Genomic DNA, 20244 nt, shown 5'->3' with positions numbered 1-20244 from the left:
CGCGGGCACCGGTCGGCGAATGTCGAAGCCCGGACAGCGAGCGGGTAGAGCCCCGCTTACGAATTCGAGCGAACGGAAACCTCCATGCGTGGAATCACTCTGAAGTCCTGCCTTGCTATTGCGGTTGGTCTGATGCTGTCGGCAAGCGCCGTCGAATCTGCGTATGCGCAAGCGGCCAAGGGCCCGAGCGGCCTGCCGCTGCCGCGCTTCGTGACGCTGAAGTCGAAGCGCGTCAATCTGCGCATCGGCCCCGGCACCGATTATGCCGCTTCCTGGATGTATCTCAAGGCCGGCCTGCCGGTGGAGATTATCCAGGAATATGACAACTGGCGCCGCATCCGCGATGCCGACGGCACCGAGGGCTGGGTCAACCAATCGCTGCTGTCGGGTCAGCGCTCGGCACTGGCCGCGCCGTGGATGAAGGGCAAGGGAAAATCTGTTTTCGTCAACATGCGCCGCGAGCCGCAGTCGTCCGCGACCATCGTCGCCAAGCTTGAGCCTGGCGTGATGATCCATATCGGCGAATGCAATGGCGACTGGTGCCATGCCGATGCCGACGGCGCCGAAGGATGGGTGGCGCAGCCGGAAATCTGGGGTGCGTACCCCGGCGAAGCCTTTAAATAAGCTTCGCCTCGCGGGCGGCCTCGGCGAGCGACTTCATCGGCCGCGGCCCGATCTGCTGGATGACGATGCCGGCTGCAAGGCAGCCGAGCTTGCCGCAATCCTCAAGCGTCCGGCCCTGCGTGTAGCCGTAGAGGAAGCCTGAGGCGAAGAGATCGCCGGCGCCCGTCGTATCGACCACTTCGTTGATGCGGATCGCATCGACATACCAACGCTCGTTGCCCTTCAGGATCACCGCGCCGTCTTCGCTCATCGTCACGGCGGCGATCTTGCAGTCCTTGGCGATCTTGTTCAGCGCTTCCTCGAAATCTTCGGTCTCGTAAAGCGACAACGCTTCCTGCTTGTTGGCGAAGACGATGTCGACGGTGCCGGAACGCATTAGATCGAGGAATTCGGCACGATAGCGGCCGACGCAGAAGCTGTCGGAGAGCGTCATCGACACTTCCCGGCCATTCTCGTGCGCGATGCGAGCGCATTCGCGGATCGCTTCCTTGGCGCGCGGCGGATCCCAGAGATAGCCTTCGAAATAGGTAACCTTGGCATCGGCAACGACGTCGGCTTCGACATCCTCGGGGCCGAGCTCGACGCAGGCGCCGAGATAGGTGTTCATCGAGCGCTCGCCGTCATCGGTAACGAAGATCATCGAACGGGCGGTCGGCGGAAAGGTGCCCTTCGGCTGCGTCTGATAGTGAACGCCTTGGGCGCGGATATCGTGCGCGAAGATTTCACCGAGCTGGTCGTCGGCGACCTTGCCGAAATAGGCGGCCTTGGCGCCAAGGCTGGCGACACCCGCCGCCGTATTGCCGGCGCTGCCGCCCGATGCTTCCAGAGCCGGTCCCATGCGGGAATAGAGCAGCTCGGCGCGCTCGGCATCAATCAGGTTCATCGCTGCCTTGGTGATCGCGTTGTCAATGAGGAACTGGTCGTCGCAACGTGCGATGATATCGACGATGGCGTTGCCGACAGTCAGAACATCGAATTTGGTCATGAAATGGGAGGTCCCGGATTAAGTGATAGCCGGGATTTGGTCTTAGCGGAATTTCCGCTGATGGGAAGAAAAAACAGCTCCTCCAGGCAAAAACCGGTGGCACTTCTGCGAAATAATGTTGACTAGGAAACCAATTCAAATTAGTTTCCTAGTCAACAAAGATGGTTCGATGGCTGGCAAAAATCATATCTCCGATCTCGATTCGCATCTCGGCTATTGGCTGCGGATCGTCTCGAATGCCGTATCCCAGGAGTTCGCGCGAAAGCTCGAGCGTGAGGGTGTTACTGTTGCCGAATGGGTGTTTCTTCGCATGCTTTACGGAGCAAGCCCTGTTGCGCCCTCCAAGCTCGCCGAGCGGATGGGGATGACGAAGGGAGCGATTTCCAAGCTTGCCGATCGCCTGACGGCAAAAGCACTGGTCGAGCGCGGTGCCGACCCAGACGACCGGCGCGGGCAGACATTGTCTCTCGCGGCCGCGGCGCGACCGCTCGTCGAACGGCTGTCAAAGCTTGCGAATGCAAATGACATCCAGTTCTTCGGGGTACTGAGCCCGGAAGAACGCGCGGAGATGGAACGGCTTTTGAGAAAGATCGTCGCGGAACGCAGTCTGCGGAACGTCGCGACGGAGTAGACGCGTGTATCAACCAATACTATCGAGGAGGGGCGCTATGGACGCGCAACGGACTGCTATTGCCCAAACGTGCCTGAACGCCGCCTATGACAAGGCGATGGATTTTCCTGACATTATCAGAACGCTTCTGGCGGCTGGCTTCGAGGGTTACACCGTCGATTACCGTCAGAATACGACGTCGTATTTCCTAGCCGATGGAACGAGCGTCACTCTCGAAAACCGGGTGTCGGAGGGCGGCGTGGCGGCCGAGTTTAATCAAGCCGGAATTGCTGCGCAGGTTCGGTGGGCGCAGGCGAACTCCGCGGACTATTCCTATGGTGCCTTCTGCAAGAACGTGAAGGCAATGGGATGTGCCGGCTACATCGTCTCATTCCTGGGGCGCCGCGTTCTCTACTTCGGCCGGACGGCCGAAACGCATGTCGAGCATTTCCCGCAATGACCGGGGCCAGGACCATTTGATAATATTCGCAAAAATGCCGCCCATTCGTCATGTGGCTGTCACTGTGAACTTCTAGAAAAGCTCTCAAGCAGACCGGCATGAGCATCCAAAGATGTTGCCGGGTGAGAAGGGATGATGCCCTTCGACTGTTCCGGAGCGGCGCTGACCACGGATGAACTGGCAGCATCGCACACCGGATGTCCGGCGAGACCGGATGCGGAAAAGCGGGCCTTGCCCGCTTTTTTTGTTTCTGCCGCTTCGTTTGTTTGCGTCAACAGGTTTGTCATTGCGCGCCGTTTGCTGTTAGACCTTTGGCTCCCGCGCCAAGGCAGTTCTCCCCGCATGACAGCAATCGTTTTCGACGTTCTTCCCATCTTCATCATGATCCTGATCGGTTGGCTCATCGTGAAAACGGGGTTGATGACTGCCGATACCGGTGATGCGCTGAGCGATTTCGTCTTCAAGATCGCCGTGCCGATGCTGCTGTTCCGGACGATTGCCGAGGCCGATTTCCATGGCGCTTCGCCGTTCCGGCTCTGGATCGCCTATTTCTCCGGCGTCGCCGTCACCTGGACGGTTGGCCACATCGCTGCAACACGGCTGTTTGGCCGCGATGCGCGCATCGGCGTGCTTGCGGGCGTCTCCTCGGCCTTCGCCAACACCATTTTCGTCGGCCTGCCGCTGGTGCAGCGCACTGTCGGCGACAAGGGTCTGGTGCCCCTGTCGATCCTGATTGCCGTGCATCTGCCTGTCATGATGGTCGTCGGGACGATCCTCATGGAGCGCGCCGAACACAAGATTTCCGGCGCCGCCGACCGAAGCGTCCTCAAGCTTCTCCGGCAGATCGGCCTTAATCTTATTCGCAATCCGCTGGTGATCGGTCTGGCGGCCGGTGCCACCATGCATTTGCTCGGCCTGACCATGCCGGCCCCAGTCGAAAATATCGTCGATCAGATCGCTGGTGTTGCTGGACCCGTCGCGCTGATCTCGCTCGGCATGGCCCTGCAGAAATATGGGGTTTCCGGAAACCTCGGCATCGCCAGCGTCACGTCGGCTTGCAAGTTGCTTCTGCTGCCCTTCTGCGTCTGGATTGCAAGCCACATCGTCGGCCTCGCCGAGGACTGGACGGCAGCGCTCGTGCTCATTGCCGCGGTGCCGACAGGCGTCAATGCCTGGCTGATCGCCAATCGCTTCGGCGTCGGCCACAGCCTGGCTGCATCGACCATCACTATGACGACGGCGCTTGGCGCCATTTCCGTGTCGCTCTGGGCCTACCTGCTCGGGCCGTAATCCGCGAAATCCCAGGCAAAGAAAAAGCCCGGCTTGCGGCCGGGCTTCGGTATCAAACTCAATCGCGATCAGCTTACTGCGTGATCGTATCCGGAGCGTTCGGATCCGGCAGCGGAGCGGGCGTGTCGGCCAGGGTGTGCAGATAAAGCAGTACGTTGGCGCGATCCTGTTCCTTCGGCAGACCGGCAAAGCCCATGGCGGTGCCCGGGATCTGCTTCTTCGGTGCCATCAGGAAGTGGTTCAGGTGGTCGAAGGTCCACTTTTCAGCACCGCCCTTGGAGAAGTCCTTCATAGCGGACGAATAGGCGAAGCCCTCATGCGAGGCGATCGGGCGATCGACGAGACCATAGAGGTTCGGACCGACTTTGTTCGGCCCCCCCTTGGTTGCGTCATGACAGGCCTGACACTTCTTGAAGATGGTTTCGCCAGCCTTGGCATCAGCCGTCGGCAGCAGCTTTCCAATCGGAACCATGGCGGCAGCAGCGGCCTCGCCCCCACCGGCAGCCGGTGTTTCCTCGGCGACGATCGTGAAGCCTTCCTTTTCCGGCGCTTCGGAATGGAAGATTCCTTCGGACGCGATGGACACCGACATCAGCACGAAAATCGTTCCGAGCAGTGCACCAACGGCCGTATTGACGTAAGAATTCATCTGCAATGCTCCCCGTGCAGTCGGCAGACCCTAAAAAGGTACCATCTTGAAATCGCGCGGAACCTATGTCTTTTGGCTGTTCGTTGCAACTGTCTAAATGGTCCTGTACGTGAGACTTTTTGACACTTTTCCGCCCGGAATAGAAGGCCCGACAGATGACTGGTTCAAATTTAGATGACGTCCTCGTTCTGATCCCGGCACGCATGGCTTCGACCCGGCTTCCGGGCAAGCCGCTGGCCGATATCTGCGGGTTGCCGATGATCGTTCAGGTCGCCATGCGCGCCAAGGAAGCCGACATCGGCCGCGTCGTCGTCGCGGTCGATGATCAGCGCGTCTTCGACGCCGTCGCCGAGGCCGGCTTCGAGGTGATCATGACCGGCGGTCACCACCAGTCGGGTTCGGACCGCATTCACGAGGCGATGACCAAGATCGATCCTGAAGGCAGGGCCAAGATCATCGTCAACGTCCAGGGCGATCTGCCGACCATCGAGCCTGAAACCATCCGCGCCGCGCTCCGCCCGCTCGAAGACGAAGCAGTCGATATCGCCACGCTGACGATCGAGATCGACAACGAGGAAGACAAGACCGCTCCTCATATCGTCAAGGTCGTCGGCTCGCCGCTTTCCGAGACTCGCCTGCGCGGCCTCTATTTCACCCGTGCCACCGCGCCCTATGGCAAAGGTCCGCTCTATCATCACATCGGCCTTTACGCTTACCGCCGGCCGGCGCTGGAGCGCTTCGTGACGCTCGGCCCGTCGGTGCTGGAGCTGCGCGAATCGCTGGAGCAGCTGCGGGCCGTAGAAGCGGGAATGCGCATCGATGCCGAAATCGTCGAAACCGTACCGCTCGGCGTCGATACCCCCGCCGATCTCGAAAAGGCCCGCCGGATTATCGCGGCAAGACAGGCTTGAGGATATAGCCATGAACAACAAGACAAACCGGATTTCATTCCAGGGCGAGTTCGGCGCCAATTCCGATATGGCCTGCCGCGACATGTTCCCGACCATGGAGCCGCTTCCCTGCCAGACCTTCGAGGACGCCTTCACCGCGCTCGAAAGCGGCGAAGCCGATCTCGCCATGATCCCGATCGAGAATACGATTGCAGGGCGCGTTGCCGATATCCATCATCTGCTGCCGGATTCCAGGCTGCATATCGTCGGCGAATATTTCATGCCGATCCGCTTTCAGCTGATGGTGCTGCCGGGCGTCTCCAAGGACGAGATCCGCACGGTACACAGCCACATCCACGCGCTCGGCCAGTGCCGCAAGATCGTCCGTGCCAATGGCTGGAAGCCTGTCATCGCCGGCGATACGGCAGGTGCTGCCAAGATGGTCCAGGAAACCGGTGACCGGACGATGGCGGCGCTTGCGCCGCGCCTGGCGGCCGATCTCTACGGTCTCGAGATCGTTGCCGAAAATGTCGAAGACACTGAAAGCAATGTCACCCGCTTCGTCGTGCTGTCGCGCGACGAGAAATGGGCGAACCGTTCGAATGAAGAAGAGAAGATCGTCACGACCTTCGTCTTCAACGTCCGCAATATTCCAGCCGCCCTTTACAAGGCGCTCGGTGGTTTCGCGACCAACAACATCAACATGACGAAGCTGGAAAGCTACCAGATCGGCGGCAAGTTCATCGCCACGCAGTTCTATGCCGATATCGAAGGCCACGCCAACGACAGCAATGTCCGCCAGGCGCTTGAGGAACTCAGGTTCTTCTCCGAAAAGGTCCGCATCCTCGGGGTCTACAAAGGCCATCCGATGCGCGGCCTACTGCACAAATAGTCCAGAAAAAGGGCGCTTCGGGCGCCCTTTTCATTGTCACTTGTCCGGTTCGCAAACCCGCAGACGGTGGCCATCCGGGTCGAGCACCACGAAGGTCGGTCCGAAATCGAGATCGACGAGCTCCTGGGCGATCGGCAGGCCGCGCTTGCGCCAGTCCTCATATTGCTTGGCCACCGCACGGTCTCCCGGCACCATGAAGGCGATTTCGCCGCGATTGCCGATCGCCGACGGCTGCGGCTCGACGTTGCTGCGGCGCCAGAGGCCGAGCGTGAAACCGCCATCGAGCGGAAAGGCGACGAAGTTGGGGGAGGAGAACGCCGCGTCGCGACCGAGGATGTCCTTGTAGAAGCGTTCGCTTTCGGCCGGGTCCTTGACGTAGAGAATGATGGAATTCGGGCTGGTCATGGTCTTATCCTCTTGGTTGAGATGGCTGCAATGAAAAGGCGTGCCGCGGCGCGTTGCAGCGGCGGTATGAAATGTCTGCTGTCGGGGTGTGCTGGGCCGTATGCTGCCGGCTATGCCTCGCCGTCTCGCGAGGTCCAGCCGGAAAGGCCGAGGTCGCGCCGCATGTTTGCCGGCATCGACCGCGGGTCGAGGCGGGGGGCATCACCCCTCGCCATGTTGCGCGATGCCTTCTGCATCATGCGCAGCATCAGGGACTGCGGATATCCCGCATGTGCAGAAGACGTCTCGACAAGGCAGTCGCCGTAATTTGCGGGGCTGAGTTTCACGCTCGTCATTATCGGTCCTCCTTCTGGATTGGCACCGATAATAGCGCGGCCTACTGTCAGATTCTGGCAGTAGCCTTCAGCGTTCGACAGGCACGTGTTCTGCCTCGCGCCACTCTTTCATCAGGGCGGTCCGGCGGCGGGGATAGCGCTCTTCGTGCTGCGTCATGTCGATGATCCGGTCCGTGCGGAAATGGCGGAAGTCGCGGCGCAGCTCGCACCAGGCCATCACCATCCGGATATGTTCGAAATAGCCAAGGGCAAACGGCCAGACGCGCCGGAGCGAGATGCGTCCCTGCTCGTCGCTATAGTGCAGTTCGAGAATGCGTTCGGTGCGGATCGCCTTGCGGATCAGGGCGACGTCGGCCTTGTCCTCGTTGGCGCGCTTGGGGCCGACAAGCAGCGTGGCCGATTCGATCGTCTCGCGCATTTCGGCAGGCAGCACGGCGGCGATCTTCGCCAGCGCATCGGCAGCTGCACCCGCTAGCCGCGGCTCGGCCGAGCGGTTTACCCAGCGCGAACCCAGCACCAGCGCCTCGAGCTCCTCTTCGGAAAACATCATCGGCGGCAGCATGAAGCCAGGCTTCAGCACATAGCCGACGCCGGCCTCCCCTTCGATCATCGCGCCCTGGCTCTGCAGACTTGCAATGTCACGGTAGAGTGTGCGCAGGCTGACGCCCGTCTGCTCGGCAAGGATGATGCCGCTGACCGGGCGGCGGTGCCGGCGGAGCACCTGGAGAAGAGCAAGCAGCCGTTCCGAGCGCGAGACCGGCATGGCCTATCGCTTCCACTCCACCCAGTCGCGCATCAGGCGGTGGGCGATGGCGCCTTTCGGCGGCGAGGCCTGGCCGTTGGCGCCGGGGCGCTCCAACATCTCGATCGTTTCCTCGCGGGTAAACCAGCGGCAATCCTCGAGCTCGGCTTCGTCGCGGGTGATCTCGCTCGATTTCGCCTCGGCATAGCAGCCGATCATCAGCGTGTGCGGCATCGGCCAGGGCTGGGAGGCGTGATAGCGGACGCGCCCGGTCCTGATGCCCGATTCCTCAAGCGTTTCGCGACGCACCGCGTTCTCGATGGTTTCACCGGGCTCCACGAAGCCGGCGAGACAGGAATACATGCCGGGCGCGAAATGCGGTCCGCGGCCAAGCAGGCAGAGATCGCGCTTCTCGTCGATCGTCAGCATGATGACGACGGGGTCGGTGCGCGGAAAGATCATGTGTTCGCAGGCAGTGCAAACGCGTTTGTAGCCGCCGATCCTCTGCTCCATGCTGCCGCCGCAGCGGCCGCAGAACTTGTTGTCGCCGTTCCAGCGGATCAGGCTCGCAGCCTGGGCAAATTCGCCGAGCAGCACCTCGTCGACAAGCTGATCGCGATAGAGCGTGCGCCCATCAGCCGGCTTGTAGTGGCTTTCGAGTTGCTCTTCCGGCACGCCGACCGGCACGGCCAGCCGCGGTTCGCCGGATTTGCGGTAACCGAGCAGGATCGTCTCGTCCCAATGCGGCTGCAGTTCCTGCAATTCGTAGCGGGCAAAGAGCGGATCCAGCACCTGGCCATCGTGCTTCAGGACCAGCTTGTCCTTGGCAAAGGCAAAGATATGCGTGCCTTCCTTGGCCAGCGCCGTCTCGACTGATTTCTCGTCGCGGTGCTCGGAATCGCGGTTCAGGTCGTTGGCGGCGAAGGCGGTGAGGTTGCTCGGCTCCGGATGCGGAACGTCCGTATCGAAAATTGAAGAACTCATGATGAAAGGGCTTCCCGCAATGTCGCTATGAACTGCTCCCGCTTCCCGTCCTCATAAGGCTCGGCCGTGCCGAAACCCCAGATCGGACCCGGCCAATTGGCATCGCCTTCGAAGCGGGCGATGATATGAACATGAAGCTGGCGGACGATATTGCCAAGAGCCCCGACATTGATTTTTGTCGCCCCGGTCAGCTTCTTGAGCGCGCTGGCCACCACCTCGGTCTCGAATGTCAGCATCACCTGATCGAGCGGCGTCAATTCGAAAATCTCGGTGATCCCGGCGCGGCGCGGAATCAGGATCAGCCAGGGCCAGCGTGCGTCCTTCGATAATCTGAGATCGCAAAGGCCGGTCTGCATGACGCTGATGCTGTCTTTTTCGAGCCGGGGGTCGAGCGCGAAATCCGTCAACGGGCATTCCTCCATTGTTTTCCAATGATTAGCAGTTTTTTTTGAGCTTGGCTTGCTTTTGATGACGATATTGCCGATATGTGCATCCGGGAGGTTGGTGGTGGACGAGCCACTCGCCAACCGGGTCAGGTCCGGAAGGAAGCAGCCCTAACGAGCCCGGCACGGGTCATCGTGCCAGCCTCCCACCCTTCTCTCCATCCTTTGCCCGGGATTCCGGGCGCCAAGCAGGGCGATGAGCGACACCGAGCGACAATCACAAGATGCCGACTCGACGGGCACCGGATACCGGGTGCTGGCACGCAAATACCGCCCCAAGGATTTCACGGACCTGATGGTCGGCCAGGAGCCGATGGTCCGCACCCTGACCAACGCCTTCGAGACCGGCCGCATCGCCCAGGCCTACATGCTGACCGGCGTTCGCGGCGTCGGCAAGACGACGACGGCGCGCATCCTGGCGCGTGCGCTGAACTACAAGACCGCTGATATCGACAAGCCGACGATCGATCTGCGTGTGCCCGGCGAGCACTGCCAGGCAATCATGGAAGGCCGCCATGTCGACGTGATCGAGATGGACGCTGCCTCGCATACCGGCATCGACGATATCCGTGAGATTATCGAGCAGGTGCGCTACCGCCCGGTCTCGGCGCGCTACAAGGTCTACATCATCGACGAAGTGCACATGCTCTCGACGGCAGCCTTCAACGGGCTGTTGAAGACGCTCGAGGAGCCGCCGGAGCATGTGAAGTTCATCTTCGCGACCACAGAAATCCGCAAGGTTCCGATCACCGTCCTGTCGCGCTGCCAGCGCTTCGACCTGCGCCGCATCAGCGCTTCCGATCTCGTCGGCCTGTTCACGACTATTGCTTCCAAGGAAGGCATCGAGGCCGAGCCGGATGCGCTGGCCATGATCGCCCGCGCTGCCGAAGGTTCGGCGCGTGACGGTCTCTCGCTGCTCGACCAAGCCATTGCCCATGGCGGCGGTGCCGTGCAGGCGGAAGCCGTCCGCAGCATGCTCGGTCTCGCCGACCGCGCTCGCATCGTCGATCTTTTCCAGCATGTGGTGAAGGGCGATGTCGCCTCGGCGCTTAACGAGTTTCAGGCACAGTACGAGGCGGGCGCCAATCCTGTTGTCGTTCTGACCGACCTTGCCGACTTCACCCATCTCGTTACCCGTTTGAAATACGTGCCTGACGCTGCCAACGATCCGTCGCTGAGCGAGGTCGAGCGCACCAAGGCAGCGGAATTCGCCCAGGGCGTGGCGGTGACCACGCTGTCGCGCATCTGGCAGATGCTGCTGAAGGGCATTCCGGAAGCCGAGGCGTCGTCGCGCACGGCGGGTGCGGCCGAAATGGTGCTGATCCGCCTTGCCCATGCCGCGCATCTGCCGGCACCCGAAGATGCGGCCCGCAGGCTTGCCGAATTTTCAGACAATGGCGGCGGCTCCGGCCGCCCTTCGCCGGGTTCCTCGGGCAATGGTGGTGGCGCGACCGTTGCCTATCAGTCGGCCGCCATGGCGCGCGCACCGGAAACTGCGCCGCGCCCGCAGCAGAATGGGCCGACCGCGATACTGCGCGCCGTTCCGAACCCAGATCCGCAGCCGATGCAGGCCGGGCGTCTCGAGACCAAGCCTAGCGAAGCGCCGAAGCCGCTGGTTGCCGTGAATTCGATTGCCGATATCGTCAATCTGGCCGGCGAAAAGCGCGATGCCAAGATCAAGGCGCTGGTCCGCACCTTCGTGCGTCCTGTCCGGGTCGATCCCGGCCGCCTGGATGTCAATCTGACGGACGGCGCTCCGGCAACGCTGCTCAATGAACTGGCGGTCAAGCTCAAGGAATGGACGGGGATCCATTGGATCGTTAGTCTGAGCCGCGAGCCCGGTGATCCGACCATGGTCGAAGCCGAGGCCAAGGCCAAGGAACAGCAGGTCAGCGATGCCCGCCAGGATCCGGATGTGGCGGCAATCCTTGCGCAGTTTCCGGGCGCCAAGATTATCGACGTCCGCGTCCGGGCGCCGGAGCCGGAGGAAGAGGGCGATATCAAGCCGCCCGCCGTCGCCGAATCCGAAGATGGCGACATCCTGCCGGGCGACGACATAGAATTCTAGACTTTCAGAGAAGGAAAAGACGATGCGCGACCTCATGGGAATGATGGGCAAAGTCAAGGAAATGCAGGCCAAGATGGAGCAGATGCAGGCGGAGATCGCCGAGCTCAAGGCCGAAGGCAAGTCCGGTGGCGGACTGGTTACCGTTGTCCTCAACGGCAAGGGCGAAATGCAGAGCCTGAAGATTGATCCGTCGTTGTTCAAGGAAGACGATGTCGAGATCCTCGAAGACCTGATCGTTGCCGCTCACAAGGATGCCAAGGACAAGGCCGAGGCCGTCACGGCTGAAAAGACCAAGGCGCTGACGGCCGGCCTGCCTATCCCGCCCGGCTTCAAGATGCCGTTCTGATCAGGCCACGTCCGGGAGGAAGCCTTTATGATGACGCTGACGGTCCTGCTGGTATTTGCCGGCGCTCTCTTCATCGCCGCCGGCACGCCCGGCCCGAGTGTTGCGGCGCTCGTTGCCCGCGTCATCTCGAAGGGCGCGCGCGATGTGCTGCCCTTCCTCTTCGGCATGTGGGCGGGTGATGCGATCTGGCTGACCTGCGCCATCGCCGGCCTCTCGGCCATTGCCGAAACCTTCTATCACGCCTTTGTCGTCATCAAATGGCTCGGCATCCTCTATCTACTCTACCTCGCCTGGAAAATGTGGTTCGCAAGACCTGATGTCGAGGAAGAGGAGCTGCCGCAGGCCCGCTCGCGAAGCCGGATGTTCCTGACGGGGCTGGCGATCGCGCTCGGCAATCCGAAGATCATGATGTTCTACATCGCCCTTCTGCCGTCGATCATCGACATCCGCGCCGTTTCCTTCGGCGGCTGGGCGGAGCTCGTCGTAACGCTGATCGTGGTGCTGGCGATCGTCGATTTCACCTGGATGTTCCTGGCCGCAAAAGCCCGCGGCTTCCTGAAGAGCCCCCGCGCGGTTCGGATCGCCAATCGGGCGAGTGCCGCGACGATGGCCGGTGCCGCGATGGCGATCGCCACGCGCTGATCTCAGGCCTGCGCCTCGAGCTGAGCCCGCAGCTTGTAGTGAATGGGTGCTGCGAGATACCGCTCCCGGTCTTCGGGCGAGAGCTTTTTCCCGAACGTCTCCATCATTTCAGGCATGGTCACCCTGGCGCCTGAAAACGGCTGATAGGTCACCGGCATTCCCGCCTCGACGATCGCGCCGGCAAGAACCCGGCAATAGATGCCTGGCCGTCCGGCCTTGGTGTAGCGCTTGACGAAGCGTGGGTCTTCCATCTTCGCGGCGAAGGTCGCGCAGGGAATACGGGCGGAGGTGACTTCCAGAACAAGATCGCCTGCGATGAACCTGTCGCCCACCGCCACATCGCGATTGTCGAGCCCCTCGATGACGAGGTTTTCGCCGAAGGTGCCCGGTGTGACCGGTTGGCCGAGTTCGCTGCTCCACCAGTCGAGCGTCAGCGATCCCTCGACATAGACAGCCTGATCCACGCCGCCGTGATGGGTGCGATTGCAGATCGCGTCGCCGACCAGCCCTTGCGCATCGATCATCAGGGCGCTGTTGACCGGCTGCTTGAAGATACCGGTCTTGTATTTCTTGCCCGGCAGCCGTTCGGCGCTGCCAGTACAGACCGCACTGATTTTCATGGCGGCAGCAATCCTTCCGCGATTCCGTTTTGACGACATATGGGCTAAGAACGGCGCATGGCAAAGCGAGTCACCGGCCCCGAAATCGAAAAACTCATTCAGCTTCTGGCGAAAGTGCCGGGTCTCGGCCCCCGGTCGGCGCGCCGCGCGGCGCTGCATCTGATCAAGAAGAAGGACCAGCTTCTCGGTCCTCTCTCCCATGCCATGGGCGATGCCTATGACAAGGTGAAGGTCTGCTCGCGCTGCGGCAATGTCGATACCTCGGATCCCTGCACCGTCTGTACCGATGATCGCCGCGACCAGTCGGTCATCATCGTCGTCGAGGATGTGTCGGATCTCTGGGCACTGGAGCGTGCCGGCGCGATGAATGCCGCCTACCACGTTCTCGGCGGCACACTGTCGCCGCTGGATGGCGTCGGCCCGGATGATCTGAACATCCGCGGGCTGATCGAGCGGCTTGGCGAAGGCGGCGTGCGCGAGCTGATCATCGCTGTGAACGCCACCGTCGAGGGGCAGACCACAGCACACTATATAACGGATCAGCTCGCCGGATTGGACGTCAAGATCACCCGGCTGGCGCATGGCGTGCCTGTCGGCGGCGAGCTCGATTATCTCGACGAAGGCACATTGGCGGCCGCGCTTCGGGCGCGAACGGTCATTTGAGGGGGGGGTGCCTGAGGTGAAGACGATCATCCGCCTTTCGATCCTGACGGCGATGCTTGCCGCATCGTTTCATCTTCCCGCCTCCGCCGCGCCTTCGAAGGCTGCCGTAGAGGCGCAGTTCGAGAAATGGGTGCAGACCGAACTGCGCCCGGAAGCCGAAAAGAACGGCATTTCTGCCAAGACATTTCAGGCCGCTTTCGCCGGCGTCGAGCTGAATTGGGATCTTCCGGATCTGGCACCTCCAGGCTTTCCGCCGCCGAAGGAACGCAAGCAGACACAGGCCGAGTTTTCCTCGCCTGCGCCCTATTTCAACGAGGAGCGTCTGAGCAAGCTCGCCATGACAGGCCGCGGCTTTGCCTCGCAATATGCCTCGACGTTGAAGCGGATCGAAAAGACCTACGGCGTGCCGGGATCGATCGTGCTGGCCATCTGGGGCCGCGAGACCGGTTTTGGCGCCGCGAAGATCCCGAACTCGGCGATCCAGGTGCTGGCAACGAAAGCGTTCATGTCGACGCGCAAGGAGATGTTCCGCACCGAGCTGATTGCGGCACTTCACATCATCGATGGCGGCGATGTGGCGCCGGCCGATTTCAAGGGCTCCTGGGCAGGCGCGCTCGGCCAGCCGCAATTCATGCCGACAAGCTACCTGAAATATGCCGTCGATTTCGATGGCGACGGCCACCGCAACATCTGGACCTCGGTGCCGGATACGCTGGCATCCATCGCCAACTATCTTGTCAAGAAGGGCTGGCAGCGCGACCGCGACTGGGGCTTCGAGGTCACGATCCCCGCCGCCGTCTCCTGCGCCCAGGAGGGGCCGGATCTCGCCAAGCCGCTGTCGCAATGGGCATCGCTTGGCATCAGCAGGATCTCGGGCAAGGGCTTTCCCTCATCTGAGATGAAGGCCGACGGGATGATGCTGGTTCCCGCTGGCCGCGACGGCCCCGAATTCCTCGTCACCCCGAATTTCTACGTCATCAAGGAATACAACAATTCCGATCTCTATGGGCTCTATATCGGCAATCTCGCCGATCGGATTGCCTATGGAGCGGGCGGTTTCCAGGGCGCCTGGGGCGATGTTGGCAAGATGCTGCGCTCGGATGTCGCTGCCATGCAAAAGGCGCTGGAGCGCCAGGGCTACGATGTCGGCGGTTCCGACGGCTTGCCGGGCTACAAGACCCGCCGCTCTATCGGCCATTGGCAGGTCAAGAACGGCGAAAAGCCTACCTGCTATCCGGAAGCTTCGATGAAGGGCAAACTGAAATAGGCCTCAGAGAGTAAGCTTCATGCCCTCGTGGCTCGCCGTGAAGCCAAGCTTTTCATAGAAGCGGATGGAATCGGCCCGCGACTTGTCCGATGTCAGCTGCACGAGCTTGCAGCCACGGTCCCGGCAGACGCCGATCGCCCATTTGATGAAGCGTGTGCCAAGTCCGGTGCCGCGCTCCGTTTCGGTGATCCGCACGCTCTCGATCTGTCCGCGCCACATGCCGCTGCGTGAAAGCCCCGGAATGAACGTCAGCTGCAGGCAGCCAACCGGCTGGTCGTCGGCATCTACTGCGACGGCAAGCAGCTGGTTCTCGTCGGTGATGATGGCTGCAAAGGCTGCCCTGTAGCGCTCGTCAACAGGATCGGAGACCACCTCGCGGCTGCGTCCCAACGCATCATCGGCGAGCATGGCAATGATCGCGGGGAGATCGTTTTCCCTGGCTCGCCTGAACATCTTACCGCCCTCTAGTGATGGATATCGATCGGCGCCTTGTGAAAGACGTCGTCGGAGGGTGGGATCGCCTGGCGTTCGATCATCCGGTGTACATGCGGCAGATCGGCGCCGCGATGCAGGTTGCGCAGCCGGTCGGTATTTTCCGCATCGGCCTGCGTTCGCCGCTGGTTGTGGCGGATATATTCGACCCAGGTCGGGGTGTGATAGCTTTCCGTCCAGATGCCGGGGTTCTCGAGATCGCGCATCAGCGCCCAGGCCCGGGCGCCGTCGCGAATGCGGATGCGCCGCCGTTCGCCCATCAGCTTCAGGAATTCCGGCAGGTCCTCGTCGCTAATCTGATAATCGACCTGGATGACGATCGGCCCGCTGCGCGGCGTGATATCGAGCCCGAGCGCCGGTTCGACGAACCGGTTCAGCGGGTCGAGATTGAGCGAGGCAAAGGCCGGCATCGAGAAGCGGAAGCCGATCAGCACGCCGATCACCATTACCGCTGCAGACCCATAGAGCGCATTCGAGACGCCGAAGCGGTCTGCCACGATCCCCCAGAACCAGCTGCCGCCGGCAATCCCGCCGAAGGTCACCGTCTGATAAAGCGAGAGCGCCCGCCCGACCACCCAGCGCGGAGTCGACAACTGGACTATTGTGTTGAACAGCGACAGTGCCAGCACCCAACAGGCGCCCGATACCAGCAGCCCAGCGCAGGTGAGCACCGCAAAGGGGCTGGCCGCGGTGATCGCCATGCTCACGGCAAAGCCGGCAAAGGCGTAGCGGATGATGATCTCGCTGCTCAGCGCATCGCGAAGCCGGGCATTGAGCGCCCCGCCGCCGATCGCGCCGATGCCGAAGGAGCCGAGCATGAAGCCGTAGGTCAGCGGCCCGCCCGAGACGAGGTCGATCGCGACGATCGGAAGCAGCGCGAGCACCGAGCTGGCGCCGACACCGAACGTGAAACCGCGCACCAGAACCTTTTCGAGGTTCGGTGACATCGAGATATAGCGCAGGCCTGCAAAGATCGCGCTGCCAAGGCTTTCACGCGGCAGCGTCGAGGTGGGAAGAGCGGGTTTCCAGCGCATCAGTGCATAAATCAGCGCCAGATAGCTGACAGCGTTCACCGCAAAGGCGGCCGCCGCACCGGCTGCCGCCACGATGACCCCGCCGATCGCCGGGCCAACGCTGCGGGTCATGTTGAACCCCATGCTGTTCAGCGTCACGGCGGCAGGCAGATCGGCGCGCGGCACCATGTCGCCGACCGACGCCTGCCAGGAGGGATTGTTGAGTGCAGTGCCGCAGCCGATGAGAAAGGTGAACAACAATAGAAGCCAGGGCGTGATCCAGCCGAGCAGGGCGAAGACCGTCAGGATCGCCGAGACAACGAGCATCAGGACCTGCGCCGTCAGCATCACCCGGCGCCTGTCGAAATTGTCGGCGAGCGCGCCCGAGATCAGCGAGAAGAGCATGATCGGCAGCGCCGTCGAGGTCTGCACCAGCGCCACCATGTCTTCCGAGGCGGTGATCGTCGTCATCATCCATGCGGCGCCGACGGCCTGGATCAGCCCGCCGAAGTTCGACGCCAGGCTCGCAAACCAGATCCGGCGGTATGTTTCGTGTTTCAGCGGCGCCAGCGTGGAAGAATTCGACGGCACGTTCCCTCCGCCCGGATTTGCTCCGGCTTGTCTTGTTCTGTTCCCGCCCAATATATGGCGAAGCGTGTCTGAGGCCAGCGAAGGATTGCAGCCTTGGCGCATTTGGCGCCGGAGCTTGCAATTTCAGAAAAACGGGCCTATATGCCACTCAAATTCTTGATCGTACGATGAAGAGTGGGCCGCAAGGACCCGCTCTTTTTTATTAGCGCGATCATCCAAAATGCTTGAAATTTGCTAGGAGCGCGCCGCTTGTCGGATCAGACAACCGCAGAAAACGAACTTGAGCCACGGCTGATTACCGAGACCGGGCTTGACCAGCGCCTTGCCGACATCATCGAACCAGTGCTTGTCGGTATGGGCTTCCGCCTGATCCGCGTCCGGATGCTCAATCAGAATGGCGCGACGCTGCAGATCATGGCCGAGCGCAATGACGGAACCATGTCCGTTCAGGACTGCGAAGCGGTCTCGACGGCTGTTTCCCCGGTTCTGGATGTGGAAGATCCGATCGATCGGGAGTATCATCTCGAAGTGTCTTCGGCCGGTATCGACCGTCCGCTGGTGCGCAAGTCGGATTTCGTCCGCTGGCAGGGACACCTTTTGAAGTGCGATACGTCGATCATGATCGGCAACCGCAAGCGGTTCCGTGGCAAGATTCTGGAATCGAATGCAGATGGTTTCACGCTTGAGCGTGACCAGGTTGCCTATGGCGAAGAGCAGAAGGTGGAAATCCCCTTCGCGGCTCTGGCCGAAGCCAAGCTTATCCTGACCGACGATCTGATCCGCGATGCGCTTCGCGCCGACAAGGCAGCGAAGTCGGAAGCCGCGAACCAGAACGAAGCGGAAGACCAGGAATAACCGATCAACTACAGGCTCCAGGGACGGGAACCCGGAAAGCCGAGACGGAGAGATAAAACAATGGCAGTCAGTGCGAACCGCCTCGAACTTCTGCAGATCGCAGATGCAGTGGCGCGCGAAAAAGTCATCGACCGCGAAATCGTTCTGGCCGCAATGGCCGATGCGATCCAGAAAGCTGCACGCTCCCGTTACGGCTCGGAATCGAACATCCGCGCCGACATCAATCCGAAGACCGGCGAAATCCGCCTTCAGCGTCTGCTCGAAGTCGTCGAGAAGGCCGAAGACTATTCCACGCAGATCCCGCTGGAACTGGCCCGCGACCGCAACCCCGATGCAGCCCTTGGCGATTTCATTGCCGATCCGCTGCCGCCGATGGACTTCGGCCGTATCGCTGCGCAGTCTGCCAAGCAGGTCATCGTCCAGAAGGTTCGCGAAGCCGAGCGTGACCGCCAGTTCGACGAGTTCAAGGATCGTACCGGCGAAATCGTCAACGGCACCGTCAAGCGCGTCGAATACGGCAACGTCATCGTCGATCTCGGCCGTGGCGAAGGCATCATCCGCCGCGACGAGATGATCCCGCGCGAAAACGTTCGCTACGGCGATCGCGTCCGCGCCTATGTTTATGACGTCCGGCGCGAACAGCGCGGCCCGCAGATTTTCCTGTCGCGTACCCACCCGCAGTTCATGGTGAAGCTCTTCACCATGGAAGTGCCGGAAATTTACGACGGCATCATCCAGGTTCGCTCGGTTGCCCGTGACCCGGGTTCGCGCGCCAAGATCGCCGTCATCTCGAACGACTCGTCGATCGATCCGGTCGGTGCCTGCGTCGGTATGCGCGGTTCGCGCGTTCAGGCCGTCGTCGGCGAGCTTCAGGGCGAAAAGATCGACATCATTCCGTGGTCGCAGGATCCGGCGACCTTCGTCGTCAACGCCCTGCAGCCGGCTGAAGTCGCCAAGGTCGTTCTTGACGAAGATGCAGAGCGCATCGAAGTCGTGGTTCCGGATGAGCAGCTGTCGCTCGCCATCGGCCGCCGCGGTCAGAACGTTCGCCTCGCATCGCAGCTGACCGGCTGGGATATCGACATCATGACGGAAGCCGAAGAGTCGGAGCGCCGTCAGAAAGAATTCAACGAGCGCACCAACCTGTTCATGGACTCGCTCGACGTCGATGAAATGGTCGGCCAGGTTCTGGCGTCCGAAGGCTTTGCTGCCGTTGAAGAGCTGGCTTACGTCGATCTCGACGAAATCGCCTCGATCGACGGCTTCGACGAAGACACGGCGCAGGAAATCCAGACCCGCGCCCGCGAATTCCTCGAAAAGCTCGAAGCCGAGATGGACGAGAAGCGCAAGTCGCTCGGCGTCTCCGACGATCTTCGCCAGATCGAAGGCATGACCGCACAGATGATGGTCGCGCTCGGCGAAGACGGCATCAAGACGATGGAAGACTTTGCAGGCTGCGCAGCAGACGATCTCGTCGGCTGGAGCGAGCGCAAGAACGGCGAGACGAAGAAGTTCGAGGGTCTGTTCTCGAAGTTCGACATCTCCCGCGTCGAAGCAGAACAGATGGTTGTTCAGGCCCGCCTCGCGGTTGGCTGGATTACCGAGGATGACCTTGCGAAGGATGCGGAGCCTGTTGAGGCCGATGCTGCCGAGCAGGAAGCGTAATGACCGCGCAGCCGGACACATCTCCTGAGGATGATGATCTTGCAGGTTATGACGTGAACGGCCGCATGTGCATCGTGACGCGCGAAAGCGGATCGCCGGATGAGCTGATCCGCTTTGTCGCCGCTCCCGATGGAACCGTCATCGCCGATCTGAAGCGCGAGCTTCCGGGACGCGGGTGCTGGGTAAAGATCGACCGCACGCTGGTCGACAAGGCAGTGGCGAAGAAGACCTTCGCCCGCGCCTTGAAGGCGGATGTGAAGGCTGCGGCTGATCTCGGCGAGACCGTCGACCGGCTGATCGCCAAGCAGCTGATGCAGATGATGAACATGGCCCGCAAGGCCGGTCAGTTCGTCACCGGCTCCGCGAAAGTGGACGCCGCGGTCAGAAGCGGAGCAGCCCTTGCGGTGTTCCATTCGACCGGTGCGGCCGACGATGGCGTGCGAAAAATAGACCAGGCTCGCAAGGCCTGGCACCTCGGAATGGAAACCGAGGAAGAAATACCTTCCTTCCGTCTCTTCTCGGAGAGCGAAATGGAAGGGGTGATGGGCGAGAATGCTTTTATCCATGCCGCAGTGCTTGCAGGGCAGGCGGGTGAGGGTGTAGTGAAGCGCGCAAAGATGCTTGAGCAGTACCGTAACAGCGGTCAGTCCCGGGCACCGGACAGCGCGGGCCGGCAAAAACAATGATACGGGCGACCGGCAGATGCCGGCCCA

25 protein-coding genes and 1 other RNA gene are annotated in these 20244 nt (G+C 61.5%); 15 read left to right on the top strand and 11 right to left on the bottom strand.

What is annotated here, in order from left to right; genetic code table 11:
- Positions 1-84: 84 nt before the first annotated feature.
- Positions 85-624 (top strand): SH3 domain-containing protein, encoded by a 540-nt coding sequence (locus tag AC1DV9_RS09550; protein ID WP_112514299.1) that lies wholly within the window; start codon positions 85-87, stop codon positions 622-624.
- On the opposite strand, the gene AC1DV9_RS09545 is transcribed toward AC1DV9_RS09550, so the two are convergent.
- Positions 617-1609 (bottom strand): adenosine kinase, encoded by a 993-nt coding sequence (locus tag AC1DV9_RS09545; protein ID WP_477947433.1) that lies wholly within the window; start codon positions 1607-1609, stop codon positions 617-619. The two genes, AC1DV9_RS09550 and AC1DV9_RS09545, sit on opposite strands and share 8 nt — an antisense overlap.
- Positions 1610-1778: 169 nt before the next feature.
- On the opposite strand from AC1DV9_RS09545, the gene AC1DV9_RS09540 reads away from it, so the two are divergent.
- Entirely contained in the window at positions 1779-2240 is a 462-nt protein-coding gene (locus AC1DV9_RS09540) for a MarR family winged helix-turn-helix transcriptional regulator (protein WP_477947431.1), read from the top strand.
- Positions 2241-2277: 37 nt separating this feature from the next.
- Positions 2278-2679 carry a DUF1398 family protein gene (locus AC1DV9_RS09535; protein WP_477947429.1) on the top strand — a complete coding sequence of 134 codons (402 nt, stop codon included), beginning with the start codon at positions 2278-2280 and terminating at the stop codon, positions 2677-2679.
- 59 nt (positions 2680-2738) lie between these two features.
- Here the strand turns inward: AC1DV9_RS09535 and AC1DV9_RS09530 are convergent, their stop codons facing one another.
- Complete coding sequence (locus AC1DV9_RS09530) at positions 2739-2966, bottom strand: hypothetical protein (RefSeq protein WP_477947427.1); 228 nt, start codon at positions 2964-2966, stop codon at positions 2739-2741.
- A gap of 55 nt (positions 2967-3021) precedes the next feature.
- Here AC1DV9_RS09530 and AC1DV9_RS09525 point away from each other — a divergent pair, with 55 nt between their 5' ends.
- Entirely contained in the window at positions 3022-3969 is a 948-nt protein-coding gene (locus tag AC1DV9_RS09525) for an AEC family transporter (protein ID WP_477947425.1), read from the top strand.
- A gap of 73 nt (positions 3970-4042) precedes the next feature.
- Here AC1DV9_RS09525 and AC1DV9_RS09520 read toward each other — a convergent pair whose 3' ends face one another.
- Positions 4043-4618: a c-type cytochrome gene (locus AC1DV9_RS09520; RefSeq protein WP_112384997.1), complete on the bottom strand. Its 576-nt coding sequence runs from the start codon at positions 4616-4618 to the stop codon at positions 4043-4045.
- 155 nt (positions 4619-4773) lie between these two features.
- On the opposite strand from AC1DV9_RS09520, the gene AC1DV9_RS09515 reads away from it, so the two are divergent.
- Together AC1DV9_RS09515 and AC1DV9_RS09510 are read left to right on the top strand one after the other, a co-directional pair.
- Positions 4774-5529: a 3-deoxy-manno-octulosonate cytidylyltransferase gene (locus AC1DV9_RS09515; RefSeq protein WP_477947423.1), complete on the top strand. Its 756-nt coding sequence runs from the start codon at positions 4774-4776 to the stop codon at positions 5527-5529.
- 10 nt (positions 5530-5539) lie between these two features.
- The gene (locus AC1DV9_RS09510) at positions 5540-6400 is read left to right on the top strand and encodes a prephenate dehydratase (RefSeq protein ID WP_112384999.1); all 861 of its coding nucleotides are present in this window, start codon (positions 5540-5542) and stop codon (positions 6398-6400) included.
- 36 nt (positions 6401-6436) lie between these two features.
- On the opposite strand, the gene AC1DV9_RS09505 is transcribed toward AC1DV9_RS09510, so the two are convergent.
- The 5 genes from AC1DV9_RS09505 to AC1DV9_RS09485 all read right to left on the bottom strand — a co-directional run bounded on the left by AC1DV9_RS09505 (position 6437) and on the right by AC1DV9_RS09485 (position 9273).
- The gene (locus AC1DV9_RS09505; protein WP_112385000.1) at positions 6437-6805 is read right to left on the bottom strand and encodes a VOC family protein; all 369 of its coding nucleotides are present in this window, start codon (positions 6803-6805) and stop codon (positions 6437-6439) included.
- A 110-nt stretch (positions 6806-6915) separates the two neighbouring features.
- The gene (locus AC1DV9_RS09500; protein WP_477947421.1) at positions 6916-7140 is read right to left on the bottom strand and encodes a hypothetical protein; all 225 of its coding nucleotides are present in this window, start codon (positions 7138-7140) and stop codon (positions 6916-6918) included.
- A 67-nt stretch (positions 7141-7207) separates the two neighbouring features.
- A complete protein-coding gene (locus AC1DV9_RS09495) occupies positions 7208-7903 on the bottom strand; it encodes a helix-turn-helix transcriptional regulator (protein WP_477947419.1) in 696 nt (231 codons plus the stop codon).
- Positions 7904-7906: 3 nt separating this feature from the next.
- The gene (nudC, locus tag AC1DV9_RS09490; protein WP_477947417.1) at positions 7907-8866 is read right to left on the bottom strand and encodes an NAD(+) diphosphatase; all 960 of its coding nucleotides are present in this window, start codon (positions 8864-8866) and stop codon (positions 7907-7909) included.
- On the bottom strand, positions 8863-9273 hold the full coding sequence (locus AC1DV9_RS09485; RefSeq protein WP_477947415.1) for an HIT domain-containing protein: 411 nt from the start codon (positions 9271-9273) through the stop codon (positions 8863-8865). The genes nudC and AC1DV9_RS09485 overlap by 4 nt, the downstream gene beginning before the upstream one ends.
- Positions 9274-9362: 89 nt before the next feature.
- Between AC1DV9_RS09485 and ffs the strand changes: the two genes are divergently transcribed.
- The 4 genes from ffs to AC1DV9_RS09465 all read left to right on the top strand — a co-directional run bounded on the left by ffs (position 9363) and on the right by AC1DV9_RS09465 (position 12365).
- Positions 9363-9459, top strand: an RNA gene (gene ffs, locus AC1DV9_RS09480) — signal recognition particle sRNA small type.
- A 46-nt stretch (positions 9460-9505) separates the two neighbouring features.
- Entirely contained in the window at positions 9506-11377 is a 1872-nt protein-coding gene (locus tag AC1DV9_RS09475; RefSeq protein ID WP_477947413.1) for a DNA polymerase III subunit gamma/tau, read from the top strand.
- A 22-nt stretch (positions 11378-11399) separates the two neighbouring features.
- Entirely contained in the window at positions 11400-11723 is a 324-nt protein-coding gene (locus AC1DV9_RS09470; RefSeq protein WP_112514290.1) for a YbaB/EbfC family nucleoid-associated protein, read from the top strand.
- Between the two features lie 30 nt (positions 11724-11753).
- Complete coding sequence (locus AC1DV9_RS09465; RefSeq protein ID WP_477947532.1) at positions 11754-12365, top strand: LysE family translocator; 612 nt, start codon at positions 11754-11756, stop codon at positions 12363-12365.
- Positions 12366-12367: 2 nt separating this feature from the next.
- Here AC1DV9_RS09465 and AC1DV9_RS09460 read toward each other — a convergent pair whose 3' ends face one another.
- Complete coding sequence (locus tag AC1DV9_RS09460) at positions 12368-12985, bottom strand: MOSC domain-containing protein (RefSeq protein ID WP_477947411.1); 618 nt, start codon at positions 12983-12985, stop codon at positions 12368-12370.
- A 57-nt stretch (positions 12986-13042) separates the two neighbouring features.
- On the opposite strand from AC1DV9_RS09460, the gene recR reads away from it, so the two are divergent.
- Positions 13043-13648 (top strand): recombination mediator RecR, encoded by a 606-nt coding sequence (gene recR, locus AC1DV9_RS09455; RefSeq protein WP_112514287.1) that lies wholly within the window; start codon positions 13043-13045, stop codon positions 13646-13648.
- A gap of 52 nt (positions 13649-13700) precedes the next feature.
- Complete coding sequence (locus tag AC1DV9_RS09450) at positions 13701-14915, top strand: lytic murein transglycosylase (protein ID WP_477947530.1); 1215 nt, start codon at positions 13701-13703, stop codon at positions 14913-14915.
- Positions 14916-14918: 3 nt separating this feature from the next.
- On the opposite strand, the gene AC1DV9_RS09445 is transcribed toward AC1DV9_RS09450, so the two are convergent.
- Together AC1DV9_RS09445 and AC1DV9_RS09440 are read right to left on the bottom strand one after the other, a co-directional pair.
- Positions 14919-15368, bottom strand: coding sequence for an N-acetyltransferase family protein (locus AC1DV9_RS09445; protein ID WP_477947409.1), 450 nt, complete (start codon positions 15366-15368; stop codon positions 14919-14921).
- 11 nt (positions 15369-15379) lie between these two features.
- The gene (locus AC1DV9_RS09440) at positions 15380-17011 is read right to left on the bottom strand and encodes an MFS transporter (RefSeq protein WP_477947407.1); all 1632 of its coding nucleotides are present in this window, start codon (positions 17009-17011) and stop codon (positions 15380-15382) included.
- A 249-nt stretch (positions 17012-17260) separates the two neighbouring features.
- Between AC1DV9_RS09440 and rimP the strand changes: the two genes are divergently transcribed.
- Genes rimP through AC1DV9_RS09425 form a run of 3 tightly spaced genes read left to right on the top strand, consistent with a single transcriptional unit; the run spans position 17261 to position 20217 of the window.
- Positions 17261-17866 (top strand): ribosome maturation factor RimP, encoded by a 606-nt coding sequence (gene rimP, locus AC1DV9_RS09435; RefSeq protein WP_112385013.1) that lies wholly within the window; start codon positions 17261-17263, stop codon positions 17864-17866.
- A 60-nt stretch (positions 17867-17926) separates the two neighbouring features.
- Complete coding sequence (nusA, locus tag AC1DV9_RS09430) at positions 17927-19531, top strand: transcription termination factor NusA (RefSeq protein WP_112514285.1); 1605 nt, start codon at positions 17927-17929, stop codon at positions 19529-19531.
- Positions 19531-20217, top strand: a complete 687-nt coding sequence (locus AC1DV9_RS09425; protein WP_477938721.1) for an RNA-binding protein — start codon at positions 19531-19533, stop codon at positions 20215-20217. Before nusA ends, AC1DV9_RS09425 begins: the two co-directional genes overlap by 1 nt.
- Positions 20218-20244 lie beyond the last annotated feature (27 nt).

This window comes from Rhizobium sp. 01L410 (genome assembly GCF_056400165.1).
Note: the sequence above shows the minus strand (reverse complement) of the source record. Positions and strands in the feature narration are given on the sequence as shown.

Excerpts from the sequence above, each read along its gene's own strand:
- AC1DV9_RS09550 (WP_112514299.1), top strand. The coding sequence starts at position 85 with ATGCGTGGAATCACTCTGAAGTCCTGCCTTGCTATTGCGGTTGGTCTG.
- AC1DV9_RS09545 (WP_477947433.1), bottom strand. The coding sequence starts at position 1,609 with ATGACCAAATTCGATGTTCTGACTGTCGGCAACGCCATCGTCGATATC.
- AC1DV9_RS09540 (WP_477947431.1), top strand. The coding sequence starts at position 1,779 with ATGGCTGGCAAAAATCATATCTCCGATCTCGATTCGCATCTCGGCTAT.
- AC1DV9_RS09535 (WP_477947429.1), top strand. The coding sequence starts at position 2,278 with ATGGACGCGCAACGGACTGCTATTGCCCAAACGTGCCTGAACGCCGCC.
- AC1DV9_RS09530 (WP_477947427.1), bottom strand. The coding sequence starts at position 2,966 with ATGACAAACCTGTTGACGCAAACAAACGAAGCGGCAGAAACAAAAAAA.
- AC1DV9_RS09525 (WP_477947425.1), top strand. The coding sequence starts at position 3,022 with ATGACAGCAATCGTTTTCGACGTTCTTCCCATCTTCATCATGATCCTG.
- AC1DV9_RS09520 (WP_112384997.1), bottom strand. The coding sequence starts at position 4,618 with ATGAATTCTTACGTCAATACGGCCGTTGGTGCACTGCTCGGAACGATT.
- AC1DV9_RS09515 (WP_477947423.1), top strand. The coding sequence starts at position 4,774 with ATGACTGGTTCAAATTTAGATGACGTCCTCGTTCTGATCCCGGCACGC.
- AC1DV9_RS09510 (WP_112384999.1), top strand. The coding sequence starts at position 5,540 with ATGAACAACAAGACAAACCGGATTTCATTCCAGGGCGAGTTCGGCGCC.
- AC1DV9_RS09505 (WP_112385000.1), bottom strand. The coding sequence starts at position 6,805 with ATGACCAGCCCGAATTCCATCATTCTCTACGTCAAGGACCCGGCCGAA.
- AC1DV9_RS09500 (WP_477947421.1), bottom strand. The coding sequence starts at position 7,140 with ATGACGAGCGTGAAACTCAGCCCCGCAAATTACGGCGACTGCCTTGTC.
- AC1DV9_RS09495 (WP_477947419.1), bottom strand. The coding sequence starts at position 7,903 with ATGCCGGTCTCGCGCTCGGAACGGCTGCTTGCTCTTCTCCAGGTGCTC.
- nudC (WP_477947417.1), bottom strand. The coding sequence starts at position 8,866 with ATGAGTTCTTCAATTTTCGATACGGACGTTCCGCATCCGGAGCCGAGC.
- AC1DV9_RS09475 (WP_477947413.1), top strand. The coding sequence starts at position 9,506 with ATGAGCGACACCGAGCGACAATCACAAGATGCCGACTCGACGGGCACC.
- AC1DV9_RS09470 (WP_112514290.1), top strand. The coding sequence starts at position 11,400 with ATGCGCGACCTCATGGGAATGATGGGCAAAGTCAAGGAAATGCAGGCC.
- AC1DV9_RS09465 (WP_477947532.1), top strand. The coding sequence starts at position 11,754 with ATGACGCTGACGGTCCTGCTGGTATTTGCCGGCGCTCTCTTCATCGCC.
- AC1DV9_RS09460 (WP_477947411.1), bottom strand. The coding sequence starts at position 12,985 with ATGAAAATCAGTGCGGTCTGTACTGGCAGCGCCGAACGGCTGCCGGGC.
- recR (WP_112514287.1), top strand. The coding sequence starts at position 13,043 with ATGGCAAAGCGAGTCACCGGCCCCGAAATCGAAAAACTCATTCAGCTT.
- AC1DV9_RS09450 (WP_477947530.1), top strand. The coding sequence starts at position 13,701 with ATGCTTGCCGCATCGTTTCATCTTCCCGCCTCCGCCGCGCCTTCGAAG.
- AC1DV9_RS09445 (WP_477947409.1), bottom strand. The coding sequence starts at position 15,368 with ATGTTCAGGCGAGCCAGGGAAAACGATCTCCCCGCGATCATTGCCATG.
- nusA (WP_112514285.1), top strand. The coding sequence starts at position 17,927 with ATGGCAGTCAGTGCGAACCGCCTCGAACTTCTGCAGATCGCAGATGCA.
- AC1DV9_RS09425 (WP_477938721.1), top strand. The coding sequence starts at position 19,531 with ATGACCGCGCAGCCGGACACATCTCCTGAGGATGATGATCTTGCAGGT.